Source organism: Lunatimonas sp. (assembly GCF_020832325.1).
GTDB lineage: Bacteria > Bacteroidota > Bacteroidia > Cytophagales > Cyclobacteriaceae > Lunatimonas.
In genome coordinates this window covers 37,739-60,828 of sequence record NZ_JAFIEU010000007.1, presented here as the reverse complement: position 1 = coordinate 60,828, position 23,090 = coordinate 37,739, and the positions used below count along the sequence as shown (strand labels likewise).

Here is a 23,090-nt window from a genome sequence, read left to right as displayed (position 1 = left end):
GGATTTATTGGTTTATTTCGCATCAAAACAAGGCGCTAACCTGCATTCTACCGGTGTGAATTACGCGATTAAGACCCTCGGAATTTCTACCCTCATAAACCATCGTAAGTTGCAACCCCTCGCCGATTTTCTGAAGCCAGTTAATGTTCCATACATAGTTGCCCCCCACGGTGAGTGCCTGCAGCATTTCGTAGCCAGTGGGAGAGTTAGGAATGCCATTGTACACAATATGGGTATAACTTAATTGGGAGTTTAGCGTGGTTTTGATGGCTTTCGCATAGCGTACATTCAAGCCTACCTGGTGCAGCGTTGCCTGTTCATCGATCTCAGTATTTGCGTCATTTACCTTGTCGGTGACGCTATACTTCAGGGAAGACCTAAAAAACGAAGACGGCTGAATGGCCAACTCCGGCCCAATCGACCGCTGATAAATCCTATAGTTTCGATTGTCCAAAAAATCCGAAGTCGCTTGCCGCAGCCCACTGCTCACCAGAATCTGCAGGTTCACCTGCTTGTTAATGTTATACCGGGTGTTAATACGACTATCCCGCTGCTGTAGCTCCTCATATCCCCCGGAGAGCAGTTGCTTGTGCTGGCTGTTGAATATGGAATAATCTGCACCAAACTTGGCTGAGGAGCGATTAAAAAAGAAGGAAGATCGAAGATTCCCCCTCGCGGATACTAGATCAGCCGGAGGGATATTGCCCAAAAAGGGCGTAATCCTACTCCCTAAATCCGAGGACGTAATCTTCTTTTCTACCGCCCAGTTGGTAGTATTCGAGAACTTTTGAAGAAAGGACTTCCAGCCTTTTTCCGTTCTCCAGCTATCCGGAAATTTGGCGTTTAGCCGATAATTAAACAATGTAGTATACGCTTGGATATAATCATCGGTAGGAACAAATACCTTGATGAAGTTCTTTTCTTCCGGATTGATTGCAAGATAAAACTCATTCAATTGCTGAACTCCGTCCGCATTGTCGTCGCGCCAGGTATGCGTTCCATCTCCGGTAGGCACCGGCAAAAAAACAAACTCTCTTCGAAGCTCCCGTCCATTCCCCAAAGCGTAGCTAATTTCATTGCGAAGATTGCTATCAAACAGGCTGCCCAAGTAATCGAGCTTACCCATCACCGTGGATTCTTCCGGAAGCATGCGCATCAAATGCTCCAACCTACGGTAAGTAAAGGTAGATTTGAGGTCGTGACTCCCCATCCGCCGTTGAAACCCGTACTGATTGGTAAATGCCCGGGTTTCCGGCACCATCTCCCCGCCTAATGGAAACTGGTCTTCTCTCCAAGAAGCCTGGGCAAAGAAGGCATAATCCAGGGTATCGTTGGTTCGGACAAAAACCTGATGTTCCAGAAAGTTCATAGCCGTACTAACAACAGAATCGCGCTCAGCATGTAGCACACGGTTACGGTCTAGGTGAAGCTTGTACCCCGGTACCAAAATGGCTGACCGGTAGCTCAGCTCACCTTCGTAACGGTACCACTCATTCTGCAAAAGCCCCACCCTACTATCCAGCGCAAACCCGTCACTTTTTAAGGCCATTCGAGAACCCAAGCGTTGGTGAACACGTGCAGCCTGCTGAATTCCCGAGAGAATATCTCCCCGTTGACGAACGGACAGGGAGTATGAAATCAACTCGTCGCGGCTTTTCTCCAGCTTCGCTTCCAGCACTGCGATCCGTTCCTGTTGGGCCGCTTCCAATGCCTCTGGAGTCAGGCCCCAATCCCGGTCAAACTCTATGTACCGTAATCGGTCTATAAACGCAAAATTCGTACTGTTGTATTCCAGATCTAATTTGGAATCGAGCAGATAGCCTTTCAGCCATCCGACGGGCCGCTTTTCGGTGATCAACCCAGACTTCACCCCAAAGCCACGGTTGTCTTCGTTGTCCAGTTCGGAAAACAAATTATCATCCGTATCGGAAAATGCAACTTCCGCGTAGGCCCGTTCATACTTCCCCAATTTAACCTCGACGCCCGTAGTCATCATTTGCCGCTTGTTCGGTACCGGCAATGGGGACCTGATGGTAAAGTTACCCTGCGAGACACCATTCTGAGGTGGCACATACTCGTAGACCACCCCATTGGCCAATTGCTGCCGTCTCCGGTAATCCCCTTGACCTGGAGTCGTCTCCAAAAAACTAACGGCAAAAAACGCCTGCTCCGGGTCGGTGGAATACTCGTAATAAACCCTCAATTCACCTTCTTCACTATACTCCTCCACCTTTCGGTACAAAATCCTGTTCGGATCAAACGCTATGCTATCTATACGGGGAGTAGCTGCCAGTCCCAAATCGTCTCCTACAGAGGCCAGCAACCGCTTATCCGCATCCGATAGGTCAAAGAAAAGAGGACGGTTGCGATCATCCTTTTCCCGGTAGTAGTTCAAGTAGAAGGTAGTCTTGTCCGACTGCTGAATGTGGTTGGCGGTGAGTATTGAACGGGAGAAATTCCGCTCCGCATACTCAAAATCTACCCGCACCCGGCTGTACTGCGTGATGACCACACTGGGCGTGAAAGTGATCTCTCCCTGGTTGTAGTCGATAATGTAATCCTGGTTAAACCCCCGCTGAAGCTGCTTTCCGTCTAAAAACACCTTTTCCGAGTTGGCCATCACAATGACGAATCGTTCATTGCCTGGGCCTCGGATACGGTAAGGGCCCATCACTCCCTCCCGGATCTCTAACTGTACCGAAGCAAATTTTCCTTTGGCGATGGCCAGACTGGCTTGGGAGGATGCCTTCCATTTGTCATTGACCTGATAGTCGGTGGTAAACTGTAACCCCTGCACGTTTTTATAGTATCTAAGAAACTGGGATTTGCGCTGCTGCAATACCACATCCCCTCCGGATAGGTTGAAGTTATCGTTGTAAAGCTCGATAAGCACATTGTCAAAATCCTGAATTTGCTGGGTATTTCCCTCTGGCTGAAAGGGCACATTTTGGTCAGTGATGGAGGCTCTGATCTGCAAATTTTCGGCTAATTCCCCATCCATCTGAAGATTGAGCGAACTGTTTACAAACACATTTTGTGCGTTACCAAAGGATATCCCCCGGGTGAGGTTACCGGATTGATTTAGCTTATCCGAGGAAAACACTTCTTCTCTAAAATCGAACTCAGTGGATGCTTTTACGCGGTTATCCCTGAAATAGGCCATGGAGTCGTAATCTTCTGCCAAACTACGGTTGCGAAAAGTGTAATTCAGCGCATAGGGAAATGCTCGATAGCAGATATGTAGCGAATCTTTGATTATTCCTTCCTCCAAATCAACCCGTAAAAAGCCGGAATTGAGATCGTAGGTGAAATCATAGTTGTTCCCATCGGCATCGCTGATCAAAATAGACTTATCGTATACCGACAGCGAATCGATGGAAAAGGGCTCCGCGGAATTCACGGAATACACCCATCTACAGGTAGCTTCCTGTGCAATGGCAGCTATTCCACTCGCCCCCTGTACGACACAAAGAAAAAAAAAACACCGAACCCACCTCATGATAGACTGACTTACTGAGGGCTAAAGTAATAAAATAAGGTGGATTATCCTGATTTCAAGTCAGAAGTGGAAATGCCAAGAAAAAAGAAGTGCCTTCTCCTGCCTTGGTTTTAAACCAGACACGTCCTCCAGCAGTCTCCACTCCCCGTTTCGCAATTGCAAGACCCAGTCCGGATCCTTCGGATTTCGTACTGAAATTCGGAAGAAATATCTTATCTTTTAGTTCTTCCGGGACGCCCTTGCCATTGTCCCTAATTTCCACCATCACTTCTTGGCCTTGACGACTTAGGGCAACTTGGATTTCAGGCTGTCGGGGTTTCTCCACTGCCTGTATACCGTTTATGATCAGATTAGAAATAACCCTACCAAACAGCTTGGGATCACCCATAATGGTCAGGGGTACCTCCTTGGGTACCAAATCCACAAAGGTAAACCGCACATCTTCCCGATTCGCATATAGCTCGATGGCTTCACAAACGACCTTTCTAAAATCCATTTGCTCATTTTCCGGGAGCGGCATTTTGGCAAAAGTAGAAAAAGAAGTAGCTATATCACTTAACACATCCACTTGGTGAATGAGTGTGCTTATCGGCTTCTTTAGCTTGTCAGGGTCATCCAGGCGACCTTCCGCTTGTATCCTAAGAAGGTGCTGCAATGTAAGCTTCATCGGAGTGAGCGGGTTTTTGATTTCATGGGCTACCTGTTTGGCCATCTCCCTCCAAGCTGACTCTTTTTCATTGGAAGCCAACACCTTTTTACTGGCCTCCAGTTTGGACAACATGTTGTTATATTCATTTACCAAAAGTCCGATTTCATCCTTGGCCGGCCAATGCATGTATTCATTGCTCTCCAGGTTGGTGATCTTTAGCTTTTGGGTAAGCAGCTTAAAAGGAAACGTCAAGTGCTTTGAAATGAAATAGGATATCGTTAAAAACACAATAAACATGACCATGAAGATGATCAAAATATTGCTGACCACGTCCGCAATCAGCTCGTTGAGCTCCTCTTCCGATTCAAAAAATGGAATGGCTATCACACATTGTATCTGCTGACGCTCGGCATCCCGAAGGCCTAAGTAAACCGTCTTATAACTCAGATTACCAACAGTCTCCTGAAGCAGAATTTGATTGTTTTGGGATTCGATGATCTCATGGTAGGCTCTTGGATTAATGTAATCAGAAAGAATCATCTTCTCGAATATTCTTGGCTGATTACTGGCCATTAAGCGTCCCGTAGGCATATAAATATTGACGTCTATATTGGTGGCTGCCGCCAACGTATAAATCTCATCAATCAACCCATCCCGGTCAATGATGCCTGCAGGCTGCACCTCCATGAATTTGGCCAAATTATCCCGGATGATGAGTGCCTTGTCAAAATACTGGCGATGCAGGTCTTCGATGTAGGATCTGCTGAGAAAGCCTACCGCAATTACACTGATCACTACCATCGGGAAAAAAAAGGCGAAATTGAGGTAAAACTGGAGCTTGGTAGCGTAGTTGAATTTTAACCGGTCCAAGCCAAAAAACAAAGTATAGACAAGCACGGCTACCAAGGTCAACAATAAAAAGACGACAAAAAACATCGCCACATCTGCATAGGCGTAATGAGGCGAATATACCGGCGAGGAAACCATGACAATCTTATCTTCTCCTTGGATAGCCACATGATGGTACCCCTGAAAAACCACCCCGGTGGTATATAACTTGGGATCTAAAAGCAGGTTTTCGGTTTCCGCCAAGCGGTAGTTGAACACCCCGGAACTAAACTGAAGGATTTCCTCGTCAAAAACTGCATAATCCAACCACTGATCATTTACACTGGAAGCGTACTGTCTGTCCACAAGTAGCTTGGGAAACACGCTGTTGGCCATAATTCGCTGCTGCGTAAGCTCAAGCATGATCGTGCCGATAAAATTCGCGTCCCGGTACATACTGATAAAAGCAATAAACTTATTGGGACTTCCCGACTGTGCCCCTTTTACGTAGTAAAGGTTTCTGATCGGCGTAGAAAAATCACTATTCATGTATTGACTTCTATATTCATCCAGCGAAAGACTAGTTTCCCTATGGGTCAAGCTTTCACCCGAACGATTAAACACACGCACCGCTGACACAAAATTGTCCAGATAATTTGTCAGGTAAATCTTTTTGATTTTTTGCTCTACCGGATCTTTGGAAAGCAGCGGATCTGCCATTCGGTTTTTGATGAAAAGGTCGCCTCGAATATTTTCCATAACCTCCCCCAGTAGATAATTGCCCATTATATCGTCTTCCAACATCACGTAATCGGCAAAATTGCGCTTGGCTTGTACGGACTCCATGCGCGTGTGGTGATAAGAAGCTGCGCCAATAATAACCGCCCCAATCAGGCATCCAAAGAAAAAGGTAAGAAAAGCATCCAATCCTATTTGAAATATATTCTTATACAAATGAAGGCCGACGACAACCGCTACCAAAATAAAATGCCCTAAGAAAGCAATTAGAAACTCCCTATCTGCAAAAAAGAGGTAAGCCGCCACAGGGAGGGAAATATACAGCAGAATATTTAGCGCACGCTTCCTCTTCACCTTCCCCTTATACAGCACCATGTTAATGGAGATGACGGTAAATAAGAAATAAATCATACCGCCCATAAAAACAATCACTAGCCCAATTCCCTTTAGTACGTTAAAATTGGGGAGCGCCTGAATGTTGAGGTTCCACTGAGCGTTTTGGACAATGTTCAAATAAAGGCCAAAAAAAAGTGCCAAACATAGCTTACTTAAAAGAAGCGCTAGCACAAAAGTCCATGACTCGGATAGTCTCTGACGAAGCTGCCGAAAAGAAACCAATACCCGCTTGGTACCCCAATGTGTAAAAAGCATCATCAAAACGGTGGCTACGCAGACCATGTTTAGGAAAAGATCACCTAAGCTTGGATTAAGTGAAGAAGATGCGTACTGACTGGGACTAAATAGCTCTGTATCAAAAAAATCCCGTGGAAAACTAAAAAATATCATTAAAACCCGAATGGTCATCAAGATCAACGCTGTATAAAAGATGGCGGTAAGACGACTGCCCCTCATCCAAAGTGTACGGATAAAACTCCCCCCCAGCAAGACCACCAGCCCCAACAGCGAAAAGAAAAAGACCAAAAGGGTCGAGTTTCCCAGCTGTCCAGATGGCTCGTAACCAACTCGAAAAAAAACCGAGAACAAGTATTCCTTGCCATGATTTATCCTTGAATATCCCTCTAAGGTCTCTTGGGAAAGAGCGAATCGATCGTTTCCGAAAACCCGCCTATTGATCCCGGATGAAAGGTATTCATTTTCAATCTCGACATGATCAATCAGCGGGTAAACTTGGAGAACCCAGTATTCGACTGAGTTTCTAGTTATCTTCCGTAGCTTTGAAAAATATACCCCTTTCTTATTTTCAATTAGTTGGTATTTCCGGTTGGTAACAAAGTCTTCAAAGGCAGGTATCATGGTAATATCAGACCAATACACCAATGTTCCATTCGGCGAAAAGAGGTAAAAGGCATGCTCTGTGTCCGTATTGAGGGTAAGGAAACTAACCTGCTTATAAGGACGGTTTTTCATCAAAAGCTGAATATAATCCTCATCAAACCCACGGATTACTTCACTCATTTTATCCTCAAGCGCTCGGGAATATTCGGCATCACCGGTACTGCTTTTCCATAAAAAATTAATTGCCAGTACTGCCCCCAAAAGCAGAATCGAAACAATGATTACAATCCTTAGCCGTTTCAGCATACCCCTAAATCAAAAAGCAAAGCTCTATGTGGGCTTTGCTTTTATTTTATCGTTCAATCAATCATTTAATACGATATTTTTTTCTTCATTTTGGCATTTTTATACCAAAAATACCCGATAACCATCGCCAAGAGGTAGGGCGCTGCAAAGAGATACAGAATCCCCATATTCAACCCAGCCCCTACAGTGGTATCTCCATTGCTTACATTGTTTTCGATTGTAGCCCTACACATCGCACATTGTGCCAGCACATCCGGCAAATATGCTGCCATAAATACCAGTATCAAGGAAAAGGACCGTATTGCGAATTTCATAGTTATAATAACGTTTTAAATCAGCATTTGGTTTAGTGGGTGTAATACGGACTGATCATCAAATAGACGACCACGCCTGTCACCGTCACGTAAAACCAAATTGGAAACGCAAATTTGACGATTTTTCGGTGCTTATCCAATTTGTCTGCATAGCCATAGTAGTAGGCCAATAGAATTGGAAACAACGCTACGGCTGCAAAAACAATGTGTGTGATCAGCAGAAAGTAATAAACCGGCCTAATCCAACCTTCTCCTCCAAACGACGTGCTCTCCGCAGCGCCATGATAAACCACATAGGACACCAGAAATATTGCTCCAAGCACAAATGCAACTGTCATCGCTGCCTTGTGTAGGTGAATCTTACCCTGTTTGATGAACATGACCCCTGCCACCAAAGCTACTGTAGCGGCTGTATTAATAACAGCATTTAAATGAGGAAGAAAGTAAACCCAGTCAGCGCCAATTTCCACCCTGGAAGGCATGAATAACAACACGGCAACCACAATCGGCACAGCCACTGAAATAACGGTAATCCAACGAAGCATCGCCGACTCGTTGGCAGATGCAAAAGACACTCTACTGCTTTCCATATAATAATACCTTTGTTTCCAATATCAATTCATCTACTCCTTCCCTATTCGTCCCACTGTAATACCCTCTGATTCTACCAACTTCATCGATCAATACAAACTTGTCTGAATGAATAAAGTCATCCGGATTCTTGCCGCCGTCAATAGTTGGTAAAACAAACCCACAACGGGCAAGCTCATAGGTTTGTTCACGGGGACCGGTCAGAAAAAACCATTTACCCGCCTTTGCTCCATGAAGCTCCGCATACTTGGACAAAACCTCCGGAGAATCGTAGTCAGGATCGATGGAAATGGAATAGATCTGAACCATGGGCTCGTCCCGAAATGCATCCTGCACCCTTTCCATCTCTGTGGACATCACAGGACAGATGCTTGGACAACTGGTAAAGAAGAAATCAACGACAGTGATCTTCCCATCCATGCCATCCCTTCCCCTTACAAGGGAATCCTGATCCAAAAAACTAAAGTCGGGAATAAAATGTTGTCCTGCACTGCTATACTGACAATCATTGTAAGGATCTTCTACCCCATTTTCATACAGAATGGGTATTGAATACGTGTTGGTGGAGAACCCTTTCAAAAACAAAATAATCAATATTGGTATCATCAATATACACAACAATACCATCAATTGCAGAAACCTCAATCCTTTCATAACTACCTATAAACAAAAAAACAGGTTGAAGAGTCCCCCAACCTGTCAAATTATTTTCTCAATTCTGGGAATTGATTACCAACGCATATTCAGGATATCAGCACCCTCTTTCATCAATGCAATCACCAGCCATACCAAGAAGATCAAAGGGACGATAATGGAATAAAACAACGGTTTAGCTTCTTCTCCTAAGTGCATGAATTCCATCATGATGTAATAAGCCTTAACGATCGTCAGGACGATAAAGATGATGTAAAGAAGAATGCCCCTAGGCATAGTGAACGCAAACAAGAATTCCACCGCGGTGATGACAAATAGCAACAACGCCGTCATCCAGATCTTCTTAATCTTTGCCTTATCTTTGGGAATTACCTCCAGGGTTCTTTTATTCTCTTGTGAAGCCATAGTATAAATTCGTTAATCGTTAAATCAAATAGAAAAAGGTAAATACAAATACCCATACCAGATCTACAAAGTGCCAGTACAATCCGATTTTCTCTACCATCTCATAGTGCCCTCTTTGCTCGTATATACCTACCGCAGACTGATAAAATGCCAAGAACAATAGGAAAACACCCACTGTTACGTGGAACCCGTGGAAACCAGTAATAAAGAAAAACAACTGTGCAAAAGGTGCAGGACCGTATTCATTGACTACCAAATTAGCCCCATAGACAGTCTCAGAAACGACTCGTCCAAGTGAATTTACGTAGGTGATTAAGGTACCACCGTCGGTACCGTGGATAAAGTGACTCCACTCCCAAGCCTGACAGCTAAGGAAGGTAATACCACCCAACAAGGTCCACAACAACCATTTTGTCACGTCGTTTCGGTCATTTCGGTGACCAGCTTCTACAGCCAACACCATGGTGACGGAACTCAAAATCAAAATAAAAGTCATCAAACCAACAAAAACCAACGGAAAATGACCTCCGTGAACGAAGGGAATCGCATCAAAGATCATTTCAGGAATTGGCCAGTACTCGTTTGAACTGACAAAATCTGAAGCAGCACCCTCGTATGCGGGATAGCTCATTCGGATCGCACCATACGTAATCAGAAAAGCACCAAAAGTAAATATATCTGAAAGTAGGAAAAACCACATCATGAGTTTTCCATAACTCGCCTTCAATGGTTCGTTTCCACCTCCCCATACACCTCGTTTTGAGTTGATTTCTATAGCAGTCGATGACATAATATAACGTTTATTAAATAATTAATGATTCAGAAGAAGAAACATAAACAGGTACAACCAAAGTCCACCTAGAAAATGCCAATAGGTAACACACATTTCCATCTGTGCCATTTTCTTGGAATGAACTTCGTATCTAAGGGACGAAATTAATACAATAATTAGAAATATCACACCACTGATCAAATGTAATGCGTGCAAGCCGGTGAAAATATACAGGAATGAACCCGATGGATTGCCCACAAAATAGACATCCCGGTCCACTAAAGCCACCCAACTGTACCACTGCCCAACCAGGAATACGAGACCCAACGCCAAGGTTATCCCCAACGCTAACTTCAACTGATCGAGAGAGTCGCTTTTTGCGGACAAATAGGCCCAATGCAAGGTGATACTGCTTAAAACGATAACTCCGGAAGTATACCACAATATATCAGGAAGGTCAAATTCAAGCCAATTTCCCTCTGCCTGCCTTACGATATAGGCGGATGTCATGGAGGCAAAAATCATCACTACCGTGACAATAAACAGCCACAATGCAAACTTTTTTGGATGCATTGCAAGCGGCTGTTGCGCTTCCTCTACGAATGCTAGTCTTTCTTCCATCACCCTACTTTGTCTAACAAATACGCAATCTGCACAATAGGCAAATATAAAAAGGACCCAAACATGATCTTGAGCGCAGATTTCCTAGAGCAATCCCGCATCAACGAAAACGTTTGAGCTAAAAACAAAACACCGCAAATCGTTGCCACTATACCGGAATTCAATCCTGTTAGCCCGAAATAGGTTGGTAACAACCCAAGCGGCAAAAGGAAAAGGGTATAGATCATGATCTGTATCGCTGTATTCAAGTCTTTACCACCTCCAGAAGGCAGCAGTTTAAAACCAGCGCGCTTATAATCTTCGTCGCTTACCCAAGCTATCGCCCAAAAATGGGGAAACTGCCAAATAAATTGGATCCCGAAAATGATCAAAGCCTCATAGGTTACCGCACCTGTAGCGGCCGTCCACCCTAAAAGAGGCGGCATAGCACCCGGGATAGCACCGACTAAAACCGCAATAGGACCGACTCGCTTGAGAGGTGTATAAACAAATACATACAAAACCATACTTAGAATTCCCAAGTACGTAGTAAGGGGATTCGTAAACACCCAAAGTGTAAAAACCCCAACTACAGCGGTTACAATGGTAAACCACTGCGCCTCTAGCAGGGAAATAACATTCATCGGCAAGGGCCTAGATTGCGTCCGTTTCATCAACCTGTCCAAATCCCTCTCCAAAATTTCATTGGCTGAACCAGAGGCCCCACTAATCAAAAACCCACCGAGAATCAACCCAATAAGCCCGGACCACGAAAAGCCCGGAGTGGAGTGACCCAACACAAATCCGAAAACCGCAGAAAAAGTAACCAAGGCCGAAAGCCTAAATTTCAAGAGATCCGAATAAGCCCTAAGCCTTACGGCCAGCAAACTCCAAAATGTATTTTGAGAAATATTTACACTGTTCATGTTAATCTAAGCAGTTTAACAACTCCATGCTTTTCTAAATGAAAATGGATCAATACTGGTTAATTCCATACTACATGGATAGAAAGCACCCATCCCATCTAGTATTATAAGCAAACGACAAACCCGAAAATTTCGGCTAAACGACTGCTTCAAAATACTATACCCCTTGTATAATTAGTTGGGAGCTGGGCAAATCCTAAGGAATTACACAGCTCCCAATTAGTGTCTCAGCGCAGGCACCGTTCTAAAATCCTGTCAAAAACAAGCCTAAAACATACCCGATTACTGAAGTAATATCCTTTATGATTTAATGACCACCCTTAGTCTCATGGGCCACCAAAACATCTTGTTCCTCAGCGATGATTTCTTTTTCTAATTTCACCAGTCGTTCTTCGTGAGGAAGGTTGGATTCCGGCGTAGCAGATAGTGGAACAGTCTGAGGGATGAAATCATCCTTCGCACCGGGCTTAGAATAATCATAGGGCCAACGATAAACCGCTGGAATTTCTCCAGGCCAGTTTCCGTGACCAGGATGCAAAGGGGTAGTCCACTCCAAGGTGTTTGACTGCCATGGATTCAATGAGGCCCTTCTACCTCTGTACATACTGTAGAAGAAGTTGAACAAGAAGATAAATTGGGCTGCAAACGTTATAATCGCTGCGGCAGATACAAACATGTTTAGATCGGTATACATGTCTGAGAAAGAGAAGGTAGACCAGCTATAGTATCTTCTAGGAAAGCCTGCAATACCAATATAGTGCATGGGGAAGAATACCATATACACGCCTACAAAAGTTAGCCAGAAATGTACGGAACCCAGTTTTTCATCCATCATTCTACCAAACATCTTTGGGAACCAATGATATACGCCTGCCATCAACCCGAAGAAAGATGCTGATCCCATCACTAGGTGGAAGTGGGCAACTACGAAGTACGTATCGTGCAATTGAATATCAATCGCAGAGTTACCCAAAAATATACCCGTGAGTCCACCGGAAATAAAGAAAGAAACCAATCCAATAGAGAACATCATTGCCGTGGTGAAGCGAAGATTCCCTTTCCATAGCGTGGTAAGATAATTAAACACCTTCACCGCTGAAGGTACCGCAATGATCAGCGTCAGGAACATAAAGATAGATCCCAAGAACGGATTCATTCCAGATACGAACATATGGTGGGCCCACACGACGAAGGACAATATCGTAATACCAAGCATCGAGATAATCATCGCTTTGTATCCGAAAATCGGCTTCCTAGAATTTGTAGCGATCACCTCCGATGTAATACCAAGTGCAGGTAACAAAACGATATACACTTCAGGGTGACCTAAGAACCAGAATAGGTGCTGATACAGAACGGCACTTCCGCCGGTATTCGGCAATGCCTCCCCACCAATGTATATGTCAGATAGGTAAAAGCTAGTACCAAAACTACGGTCAAAAACCAATAACAAAGCAGCTGAGAATAACACAGGAAAAGACAGTAATCCAATCACGGCAGTCAAGAAAAACGCCCAAATGGTCAGGGGCAGTCTAGAAAATGACATTCCCTTCGTTCGTAAATTTATGACTGTAGTAATGTAATTGATTCCCCCTAAAAGCTGAGAAGCAATAAAGAAAACCATCGCTACCAGCCAAAGAGTCATCCCCAGTCCTGAACCAGGCATAGCCTGTTCGAGAGCTGAAAGCGGCGGATATACCACCCATCCTCCGGAAGCAGGACCTGTTTCAATGAAAAGAGAGATGAACATGATTACCCCTGAAAGAAAGAAGAACCAATAGGAAAGCATATTCATAAAACCGGACGCCATATCCCGCGCTCCAATCTGCAATGGGATCAGGAAATTGGAAAAGGTACCACTCAGTCCAGCAGTAAGTACAAAAAAAACCATGATGGTACCGTGCATTGTCACCAAGGCAAGGTAAAAATTAGGATCCAATTGACCTGTCTCAGTGATCCAGCCACCAAGCAAAGGCCGAAGGAATTCCAAATTCAAATCCGGAAAACCTAACTGAAGCCTAAACAAAATGGACAGGAACCCTCCAATCAACGCCCAAAATATCCCGGTAACCAAGAACTGCTTACCGATCATCTTATGGTCAGTGGTGAAGATGTATTTCGTTATAAAGCTGTCTGAGTGTTCGTGGTCATGATGATCGTCATGCGTGGAAACACCATGTGCTGATACGTTAGCTACCGCCATATTAGTTATAAATTAATGTTATTTACTTTCTACCGCCGATGTCTCGGCCAAGTTATCAGGACCCGCAGGTAAATCTAATACCAGACTCGGATTAGATTCCACGAAGGTCTTTTGCTCATTAAACCATTTCCTGTACTCATCTGGCTCTACCACTGTGATCACTCTCCTCATCGAAAAGTGTCCACTCCCGCAGACTTCAGTACATGCAATCTCGTATTCAAAATCCTCGTTACCAAGCTCAGCCCTCATTTCAGCTGTTGTCTTTGTAGGAACAAACCAAAATCGGGTGGGCATACCTGGTACAGCATCCATTTTCAAACGCATATGAGGCGCAAATACAGAATGTAATACGTCCCTAGCTCTTATCTTAAATAGAACCGGCTCGCCTTTTGGAATTACGACAGATTGTGCAGGAAAATCGTCTCTAGAATTTTGATCGGAGAAATCAACGCCACGGGAATTGGTTGCATTGATCAAACGATAGTCGTAATCTCCTAAGATTCCATCTTTACCAGGGTATCTGATCTCCCAAGCAAACTGATAACCCATCAGCTCCACTTCATGAGCTCCCTCAGGTGCCGGAGAAGTAATGTCAGTCCACGCTTTCCAACCGGAAATTACCAAAACCGTCAATACGACCGCAGGTACCAACGTCCAAATGATTTCAAGTTTGTTATTGTCAGGGTAGTAAGTCGCACGCTTCTTCTCATTATACTGATACTTATAGCTGAACCAGAAGAGAAGAATGTGGGTAAGGATAAAAATGAATCCGGTTACCGCCATAGTTATCCAGAAAAGCTGATCCGTCACCACTCCATGCTCCGAAGCAATCGGCAACTGATAATTATCAAATTCCTTTATGGAATACCAAAACATCAATATACCGGTACCTACTAAGAACACCATCATCAAAAAAGCATTGACTTTGTTGGTATTTCCTGTATGTTTACCTTCTGTACCTTTTGCGACAGAGATGAGTGTCTGCACTCTAAATACCATCCAAATAACGGACAGCAAAAGAACAACACCTATAGTTATAAGAAATCCGTACATAATAATCGTTTTTTCGGATAAAATTTAAATGTGATGATGAAGACTCTCCTCTAACATGGGGTGGTTTTTGGCAACAAGTCTTGATTTAGCCAAGTTGGTCAAAACAACCAATGTAAAGCCAGCAGCATATACCAGAAGCATTCCAATTTCCATAAAACCGAGCCCCCCGTTGTGACCCAAAGTCCCTGGCTGAACCATCAGAAAGAAATCCAGCCAATGTCCAAACAGAATCAACGTACAAACCAACTTAAGGAAAACAGAGTGCCTTTTCGAATCTCTTGTCATTAAAACCAAAAACGGGAGAACAAAGTTTATGATGATATTTACAAAAATGAACCCACCATACACATCGCTTGACAACCTCTCAATAAAGTAAACAGACTCCTCAGGAATGTTAGCGTAATAGATTAACAAGAACTGTGAAAACCAGATGTAGGTCCAGAAAATGGAAAATGCAAACACAAACTTACCTAGATCGTGGATGTGATTTTGATTGACCATAGGAAGATAGCCCAAATCCTTCAAAAACAAAGTAACCAACGTGATTGCGGATAGGCCGGCAACAAACCAAGAAGCAAACACATACCATCCAAACAACGTAGAAAACCAGTGCGTGTCAATTGACATCACCCAATCCCAGGCACTAACCGAAGAGGATACCGCAAAGAAAACCAAGAAGATGGCAGACCACTTTCGGATCTGAAACCAATACGAACTCCCACCTTGGATATCTTCTTGCTCGGAGAGAGACTTTAGCTTATTGAAGAAAAACACCCAGAAACCAAAGAATAGAACCATTCTCACGATGTAGAATATTGGGAACGATCCTTTTTCAAGAGGCCAATAAAAGAAACTGCCTTTTCCGTCAATGATTTTATCATAATGAGCTGCATCCGCCTTATCATACACGTAGCTATGAGTCCAGTGAAACAAGTCGTGGCTAGCAATGAAGAACGTAATGATCATCAATGCACCGGCGATAGGAAGCCAGTGACCGAAGGAAATCATAATCCTTATCAGAGGAGCGGACCAACCCGCCTGTGCAGCATATTGGATAGCAAAGAAGAACACGCCAATGATAGCGATACCAGTGAAATAGACATTGTTTATCCACAAGTTGGCCCACAGACGCTGCGTCCAGTGAAACGCATGGCCACCAGCCTCATCTCCGTGGGCATGTCCCCCAAAAATTCCGGCCAGGATACCGATCACTAATAATCCGGCTCCCGCCAAACCGACGGTAATAACGGTATTCCTGATCGCATCGGTAAAATCAAATTTCTGATCAAGATTGTAGTTTGTAACCTGTGCCATTATTATTTCTGAATTTCTTGTTTAACATAGTGCACGATCTTCCACCGTCTCTCGATGGACATCTGAGAACCATGGGCTCCCATCCTACCTTTTCCGTGAGTAATCACATGAAAAATATGTCCCTCGGGTAACTCTTTATAGGCACCGCCTTTCAAATTTGCAACACCACCAATGACTTCACCTACTTTACCATCACCCTCTCCTTGAGCGCCATGGCAAGCTGAACAATACTGGATATACAACTGACCACCCTCTGCCAACACCTCATCTGTAAGCTCAACCGGATTTTCCACTAACGCAGAACCCTCCAAGTCAGCTATTCGTAGCCTGTAAGGCAAAATACCGTTTTTATTTCTCGGAACGGTATTAGCAACGGGCTCCCGCATGTTCATGCCATGGGGATTATTGATGTTGCTGTTGAAAAATTCTCCTTTTCCATCTTCGCGATTCGAAAGCCATTGACCTTCGTCTTCGTTTTTAATTTGGGAAAGCGGCTCATAGGCAACAGAATGGTACATCTGTGGCGCATACTCGGTACCGGGATAGTCACCAGATGCACTGCAAGAAGCAAGGGCAAGTGAGGCTCCCGTTACGGCTATAACATATATGGACGTCGTAAATTTCATCTGTCTTATATTACCTATTCAAAATTTTTATTATTTACCTCGGTAGCACCGGCATTTTTCAGTACATCAACAATGGCATCTTGCTGAAGACCTCCGTTATTTGCCAAGTCAATGGCCATAACATGCTTATCATCCGTACTCCTTAAATCAAATATCCTAGGATTACCCCAAGGCTTCAGATTGCTAGTCACCATAAACACGCCAACCATACCAAAAGCCGCCAACAAAACTGTCATTTCAAAGGTAACAGGAATGAAGGTAGGAAGCGAAGCGTAGTTTTTACCGCCGATAATCATCGGCCAGTCAAATTTCATCATGTAAAACTGCATGGTGAGAGCCAAGGTAGTTCCTAGCATACCGAATAGAAAAGCTGCAATAGGCAGACGACTTCTTCTGTATCCCAGTTCCTCATCCAATCCATGAACCGGATAGGGCGAGTATACCTCGTGGATCTTCACACCACTACCTCGGACTTTTTTCACCGCATGGAGCAGTACGTCCTCATCGTCAAAGATTCCAAGTACAAAGTTTTTATCTCTTTCCATGATTATTTAGTTACTTTTTCTGATGAAGACTTCAATACCGACTTAACCTCCGCCATGTTGATAACAGGGAAGAACTTCGCAAACAATAAGAAACAGGTAAAGAACAATCCAAAGGTGAACATATAGACGCCCACATCTGTGATGGTAGGATAAAACATTACCCAAGACGAAGGAAGGAAGTCTCTGTGTAGGGAAGTCACGATAATCACAAACCGCTCAAACCACATTCCGATATTCACCACGATAGAAAGTATGAACGTCGCCGCAATAGAGGTCCGGATCTTCTTAAACCAGAAAAGCTGCGGGGATATCACGTTACAAGTCATCATAGACCAATAGGCCCACCAATACGGTCCAAACATCCTATTTACGAAAGCATATTGCTCCGCAGCTACACCGGAATACCATGCGATGAAAAACTCCGTGATGTACGCAATACCCACGATCGAACCAGTGATGATAATCACTATGTTCATCAATTCAATGTGCGTAATGGTGATATAGTCTTCCAACTTAAAGACTTTCCTAGTGACCAGCATGAGTGTCAATACCATCGCAAATCCAGAGAAAATCGCTCCTGCCACAAAGTAGGGCGGGAAAATCGTCGTGTGCCACCCAGGAATAACCGACGTAGCAAAGTCAAAGGATACAATCGTGTGTACAGAAAGTACCAAGGGTGTAGCTAGACCTGCAAGGATCAACGACACGGACTCGTACCGCATCCAAGTTTTTGCAGCTCCATCCCACCCGAAACTAAGTGCACCGTAGATGGTTCGGCGGATACCCGTCGCTCGATCTCGAATTGTGGCGAAATCGGGGATTAGACCGATGTACCAGAAAACCAAGGAAACGGAAAAATAGGTAGAGATCGCAAACACGTCCCAAAGTAGGGGAGAGTTGAAATTTACCCAAAGAGATCCATAGGTATTGGGAAGCGGCAATGCCCATATCGCACCGATCCAAGGCCTACCCATGTGAATCAAAGGGAAAAGGGCAGCACAAATTACCGCAAAAATCGTCATGGCTTCTGCCGCCCTGTTGATGGAGGTTCTCCACTTCTGACGGAACAACAACAATACTGCTGAAATAAGGGTACCCGCGTGACCAATACCTACCCACCACACGAAGTTGGTGATATCCCACGCCCAACCTACTGTCTTATTTAAGCCCCACATGCCAATCCCTTCCCAAAGGGTGGCCGCAAGGGCCAAGGAACCAAGCAGAAGCGTACCAACGGCAACAGCCAGACCTAAAAGCCAGCCGACTGTGGGTTTCCCCTCCACTTGCCTGGCAACGTCATTGGTAACGTCCTTGTAAGTCTTACCACCGGTAACCAGCGGCTCTCGTACGGATGAAGTAACCTGCATATCTTAATTATTAATGATTTAAGCTTCGTTTTTGTCCTTGTTTCTGATTTTGGTGAAGTACCAAACGTTAGGGCTAACGTTGATTTCCTCCAACACGTGATAAGCGCGCTCCTCATTGACCTCTTTGATCGCTGAATCTGTATTCTCTTCAATCTTAAGCAATTTGGAAACTCTTGATTGCGGATCATTCATATCACCAAATACCAAAGCTTCGGTAGGACAGGCAACGGCACATGCTACGTTTATCTCCCCATCCTGTATCTTTCGACGCTCCTTCTTAGCAGCCAATTTACCAGCTTGGATGCGCTGCACGCACATGGAACATTTCTCCATCACACCCCTAGCCCTTACCGTTACGTCCGGGTTCAGGACCATCTTACCCAAATCATCGTTTTGAGGCGTATTCACACCCGCAAAATCCTTGTTATCGTGGTACTTAAACCAGTTAAATCGACGTACTTTATACGGACAGTTGTTGGCACAGTACCGGGTACCGATACATCGGTTATAGGTCATTTGATTGAGTCCCTCTGAACTGTGTGTAGTAGCAACTACCGGGCAGACGGTCTCACAAGGCGCATTGTTACAATGCTGGCACATCATCGGCTGAAAGATAACCTCGGGATTATCCGCCGCTTGCTCCAATTCCTTATTTTCGGTAGCACCCTGTGGAGAGCTATAGTATCGGTCGATTCGGATCCAAGCCATCTCCCGACGGTTAAGAACCTCCTGCTTACCCACAACTGCTACGTTGTTTTCTACCTGACAGGCCACCGTACAGGCACCACAGCCGGTGCAGGAATTCATGTCGATCGCTAGACCCCAGTGGTGTTGGCTATATTTATGGCCCGACCAAAGTGAAATTTTAGAAGGCTTCACAAACTCGCCGTCCTTATAAATTTGGGGCTTGTAACGTCCTGCGCTAGCATCCTGCTGATACTCGCCAAGGGTCGCTTCCTGTACCACAAACTCCCTACCCATGTAGGTTTGGTGTGTTTGGGTCTGAGCAATCCGATAGCTCTCAGAGGTTAACTCTATGCTTACTCCCTCCGTGATGTCGTAATTCACAAATCCTTGAGCGGTACTTAAAAATGGATAGGCATTTATACCAACTCCGTCTGCAACTCTTCCAGCTACGGTACGGCCATAGCCCAAGGCCAAGCCAACCGTTCCGTCCGCTTGTCCAGGCTGAACCAACACAGGTACGGTTACGGTGATGCCGTTAGCGGTTAATTTAGCAGTCTTCGTGCCCCCTTCAAACATCTTCAGGCCATTCTCGTTGGCCCAGCGTTGGGAAACGGTCAGGTAGTTGTCCCACGTAGCTTTGGAGATAGGATCCGGCATTTCCTGGAGCCAAGGGTTATTTGCGAAGGTACCAGAACCAATACCAACTTTTGCATAGATCGTGAGTTCCAAGCCGGCATTATCTGCCTTGTAGGCCCTTCCAATTGCTGCAGCAGCACTTTCTACGCCACCTATCGGCGCCACAGTTTCCCCTGTCTCTCCGGGTACCTCGTAGACACCGTTGTGGAGACAAGTATCCCAAAATTGCTGAAAATCAGCGGTACCATCTTGACTGGCAAAAAATTGTTCGTTCCAAGTAGAACGGATAAAATCGTAGTAACTGGTATTACTTCCTGACCACTTCAGGAAACTCTCTTGAGCCTGTCGGGTATTGAAAAGTGGCGAAATAGTCGGCTGCGCCAAGCTAAACTCGCCAGCTTTGGGGCTGTAATCGTTCCAACTCTCCAAATAGTGGTGATCTGGTGCAACGTACTGTACCAACGACGAAGTTTCGTTTTTGGCCTCGCTGGTTGCTACCGAAACCTTCGCTTTACCAATAGCCTCAGCCAGTGCTGCACCTTGGGCAAAATCGTACACAGGGTTACAATTGTAGAATATCACTCCTCCAACCCTTCCCGCAGCGAGATCAGCAACAAATTTACTCATTTGCGCATCATCGCCTTTTCTGAAGTGGGCTGCTTTGCCAAAATTCACGGTGCTTCCGTTGTTACCCAGCAACTCGTTTATGGCATGTATAATAACTTGTACATTTGGATCGTTGGAACCGGAAACAACCAATGAACTTCCTCTATTAGCCCAAAGCTCGTCGGCTGCTTTGGCTAAATGGGCGATTTCAATTGCCCCACCGGACGCGGTGGAAGCACCTGCCTTACGGGCGATCAAGTTATACAGGGACAACACGGCAAGACCGCTTTGTGACGCCTTGATGGGCGTGCGGTAATCGGCGTTGGCACCTGTGAGGGAAAGATTCGATTCAAACTGGAAGTGACGGGACATGTTGGCATTGCCCTTAGATATCTTTCTTCCTTTGCTGTATTGTTTTGAAAACTCAATCGGTGAGATCCAGGTACCCAAAAAATCAGCACCAAAACTGACGATCACTTTGGCGTTGTCAAAATGGTAAGATGGTAGGGCCTTGATACCGTAGTAGGTTTCGCTTGCCTTGGTAATTCCATAGTTGGAAATAGGATCGTAGGTAATTACCTCTACATTGCCCATAGCTTCTGCAAATGCCGCTATAGCCTTTTCTGTGGAGGGCGAAAGGATGGTGTTGGTGACGATTTTTATAGCTCCGGCACCTTTCAACTTGCCTCCTAAATCGGCATCCAAGGTCGCCCAATCTGAGGGCTGTCCTCCGATTTGGGGAGCGGTATAACGTTGCTTGTCATACAGAGAAAGTACAGAAGCCTCCACGATGGCACTAGTACCTCCCTGTGTCACGGAGGAAAGCTCGTTTCCATCGACTTTAATTGGCCGACCTTCCCTAGTCTTAACTACTACCGAAGCATAATCTCCGCCAGAAGCGAAGGTAGTCGCATAAAAGTTAGGAACGGATGGATCAAGGTCAACTGGCTTATTTACGTAGGGGATGGCCTTTCTAACTGGTGCCTCACAGGCGGCCAAAGAAGCTGCTGCCACACTAAAACCCATGAGCTTTAAGAAATCTCTTCGGGATGGGGTACCGTCTTCGTTGGATTTGTGCAAAGGAAGATTTTCGGGAAACTCTCTATCCGCGTTTTTTACAAACTCGGGATCGTTGGTTAGTTGCTCCAACCCTTTCCAGTATGTCTTTTTATTATCTTTCATTTCTTTTAGAAAAGATTTTCGTAAAGATTAATTTTTAATAGTGACACTTAGCACATTCCAGTCCTCCGATGTCCTTTACCTTCAAAGCATCTTTGGAGTCGGCATGCAGTTGTACTAACTTATCGTAATACTGATTACCCTGGGTGGCTACTTCCGTATTTCTATGACAGTCTATACACCATCCCATGGTAAGCGCACTGTGCTGGTATACGACCTCCATCTCTTCGATGGGACCGTGGCAGGTCTGACACTCAATGCCTCCAACTTTCACGTGCTGGGAATGATTAAAATAAGCCAAATCTGGCAAATTGTGAATCCTAACCCACTCAATCGGACGGTTGTTATCGTACGCATCGTACAGCTTGGCAATCTCTGGAGATACACCCTCCTTACCATCCACATTCTGTATGTGCATGTGGCAGTTCATACAGATGTTAGCGGAGGGAATGTTGGCAGATTTTCCGATTTCTACGCCGGTATGGCAGTATTGGCACGGTATTTCGTATTTGCCAGCATGTAGTTCGTGAGAGTAGGCGATAGGCTGGGTAGGCGCATATCCTTGCTGAATACCGATTCCATACAGACCGTCAATCGCCGTTTTTACCACCAATGCCATCACGATAGTGGTCACTATCACAATCAACATATCACTGGTAAGCACCTTTTTAATGCTTCCCTTTTGGTTGATAAATGCCTTGTCTTCTTCTGAAATTTTATCGCTGGTATTCAGGTATTTGGTCAATACAGAAACGATCAATCCCAAGACAACCAGTATAAGAAGGAGCACGATAATCAACACGCCAAGTATAATGCTTAGGTATTCACTTGGAATACCTCCGCCCGCACCGCCTGATCCCTCGCCACCAGCTGTAGCTTGGGCCGATGCCTCCTCTTTGCCACCATACTCGATGTACGAAAGCAAATTCATCACGTCCATTTCGCTAAGGAAATCATGGGCAGGCATCACTATATTGTTGTATTCTCGGAAGAGTGCTACCGCCTGTGCATCACCACTCTGAATGAGTGCCTGTGAATTCAAAATAAAACCCTTGGCCCAGTCTAATGTCCTGCGCTCGGTCACGCCTCTCAAAGCCGGACCGGTGTACCGTTGGTCTAGTTTGTGACAGGTTTTACAATTGGCATTGAAAATAGCCTCTCCTGCCTTAATGGCATCTTCACTATCCGGAACATCGGGGTGAGCTGCGTGGCTTTCCGTCCCCGAAAACAAGAACAGAGCCAGCAGTAAAGTACCTAGATGAATAGGAACCCCTAAGAATGAGCGTTTGATAGACATAATTTTATTTTGTTTTTCCAATTTTTTTCAAGGACTTCAAAATTCCCCACAAATGTACT

Annotated in this window: 17 protein-coding genes; all 17 read right to left on the bottom strand. The window is 44.9% G+C overall.

The features are described from left to right. Window positions 1-22: 22 nt before the first annotated feature. The 17 genes from JJU34_RS01770 to JJU34_RS01690 all read right to left on the bottom strand — a co-directional run bounded on the left by JJU34_RS01770 (window position 23) and on the right by JJU34_RS01690 (window position 23,031). Entirely contained in the window at window positions 23-3,499 is a 3,477-nt protein-coding gene (locus JJU34_RS01770; RefSeq protein WP_228690598.1) for a hypothetical protein, read from the bottom strand. Window positions 3,500-3,554: 55 nt separating this feature from the next. Further along, entirely contained in the window at window positions 3,555-7,256 is a 3,702-nt protein-coding gene (locus JJU34_RS01765; protein ID WP_228690597.1) for an ATP-binding protein, read from the bottom strand. Window positions 7,257-7,321: 65 nt separating this feature from the next. Continuing rightward, on the bottom strand, window positions 7,322-7,528 hold the full coding sequence (locus JJU34_RS01760; protein WP_228690652.1) for a hypothetical protein: 207 nt from the start codon (window positions 7,526-7,528) through the stop codon (window positions 7,322-7,324). 74 nt (window positions 7,529-7,602) lie between these two features. Then, the gene (locus tag JJU34_RS01755; RefSeq protein ID WP_228690596.1) at window positions 7,603-8,160 is read right to left on the bottom strand and encodes a DUF420 domain-containing protein; all 558 of its coding nucleotides are present in this window, start codon (window positions 8,158-8,160) and stop codon (window positions 7,603-7,605) included. Beyond that, complete coding sequence (locus JJU34_RS01750) at window positions 8,147-8,815, bottom strand: SCO family protein (protein WP_228690595.1); 669 nt, start codon at window positions 8,813-8,815, stop codon at window positions 8,147-8,149. Before JJU34_RS01750 ends, JJU34_RS01755 begins: the two co-directional genes overlap by 14 nt. Window positions 8,816-8,890: 75 nt before the next feature. Beyond that, entirely contained in the window at window positions 8,891-9,220 is a 330-nt protein-coding gene (locus JJU34_RS01745; protein ID WP_228690594.1) for a cytochrome C oxidase subunit IV family protein, read from the bottom strand. 19 nt (window positions 9,221-9,239) lie between these two features. Beyond that, on the bottom strand, window positions 9,240-10,010 hold the full coding sequence (locus JJU34_RS01740; RefSeq protein WP_228690593.1) for a cytochrome c oxidase subunit 3: 771 nt from the start codon (window positions 10,008-10,010) through the stop codon (window positions 9,240-9,242). 21 nt (window positions 10,011-10,031) lie between these two features. Then, entirely contained in the window at window positions 10,032-10,613 is a 582-nt protein-coding gene (locus JJU34_RS01735) for a cytochrome c oxidase subunit 3 (protein WP_228690592.1), read from the bottom strand. Beyond that, entirely contained in the window at window positions 10,613-11,518 is a 906-nt protein-coding gene (cyoE, locus tag JJU34_RS01730) for a heme o synthase (protein ID WP_228690591.1), read from the bottom strand. The genes JJU34_RS01735 and cyoE overlap by 1 nt, the downstream gene beginning before the upstream one ends. A gap of 307 nt (window positions 11,519-11,825) precedes the next feature. Then, entirely contained in the window at window positions 11,826-13,721 is a 1,896-nt protein-coding gene (locus JJU34_RS01725; RefSeq protein WP_228690590.1) for a cbb3-type cytochrome c oxidase subunit I, read from the bottom strand. 18 nt (window positions 13,722-13,739) lie between these two features. After that, complete coding sequence (locus JJU34_RS01720) at window positions 13,740-14,774, bottom strand: cytochrome c oxidase subunit II (RefSeq protein WP_228690589.1); 1,035 nt, start codon at window positions 14,772-14,774, stop codon at window positions 13,740-13,742. Window positions 14,775-14,798: 24 nt separating this feature from the next. Further along, a complete protein-coding gene (locus tag JJU34_RS01715; protein WP_228690588.1) occupies window positions 14,799-16,088 on the bottom strand; it encodes a quinol:cytochrome C oxidoreductase in 1,290 nt (429 codons plus the stop codon). Window positions 16,089-16,090: 2 nt separating this feature from the next. After that, window positions 16,091-16,714, bottom strand: a complete 624-nt coding sequence (locus JJU34_RS01710) for a cytochrome c (protein WP_228690587.1) — start codon at window positions 16,712-16,714, stop codon at window positions 16,091-16,093. Window positions 16,715-16,728: 14 nt separating this feature from the next. After that, window positions 16,729-17,259: a DUF3341 domain-containing protein gene (locus JJU34_RS01705; RefSeq protein WP_228690586.1), complete on the bottom strand. Its 531-nt coding sequence runs from the start codon at window positions 17,257-17,259 to the stop codon at window positions 16,729-16,731. Between the two features lie 2 nt (window positions 17,260-17,261). Then, the gene (gene nrfD, locus JJU34_RS01700; RefSeq protein WP_228690585.1) at window positions 17,262-18,626 is read right to left on the bottom strand and encodes an NrfD/PsrC family molybdoenzyme membrane anchor subunit; all 1,365 of its coding nucleotides are present in this window, start codon (window positions 18,624-18,626) and stop codon (window positions 17,262-17,264) included. Between the two features lie 18 nt (window positions 18,627-18,644). Next, complete coding sequence (locus JJU34_RS01695) at window positions 18,645-21,737, bottom strand: TAT-variant-translocated molybdopterin oxidoreductase (protein WP_228690584.1); 3,093 nt, start codon at window positions 21,735-21,737, stop codon at window positions 18,645-18,647. A gap of 34 nt (window positions 21,738-21,771) precedes the next feature. After that, window positions 21,772-23,031, bottom strand: a complete 1,260-nt coding sequence (locus JJU34_RS01690) for a c-type cytochrome (protein WP_228690583.1) — start codon at window positions 23,029-23,031, stop codon at window positions 21,772-21,774. Window positions 23,032-23,090: the final 59 nt, after the last annotated feature.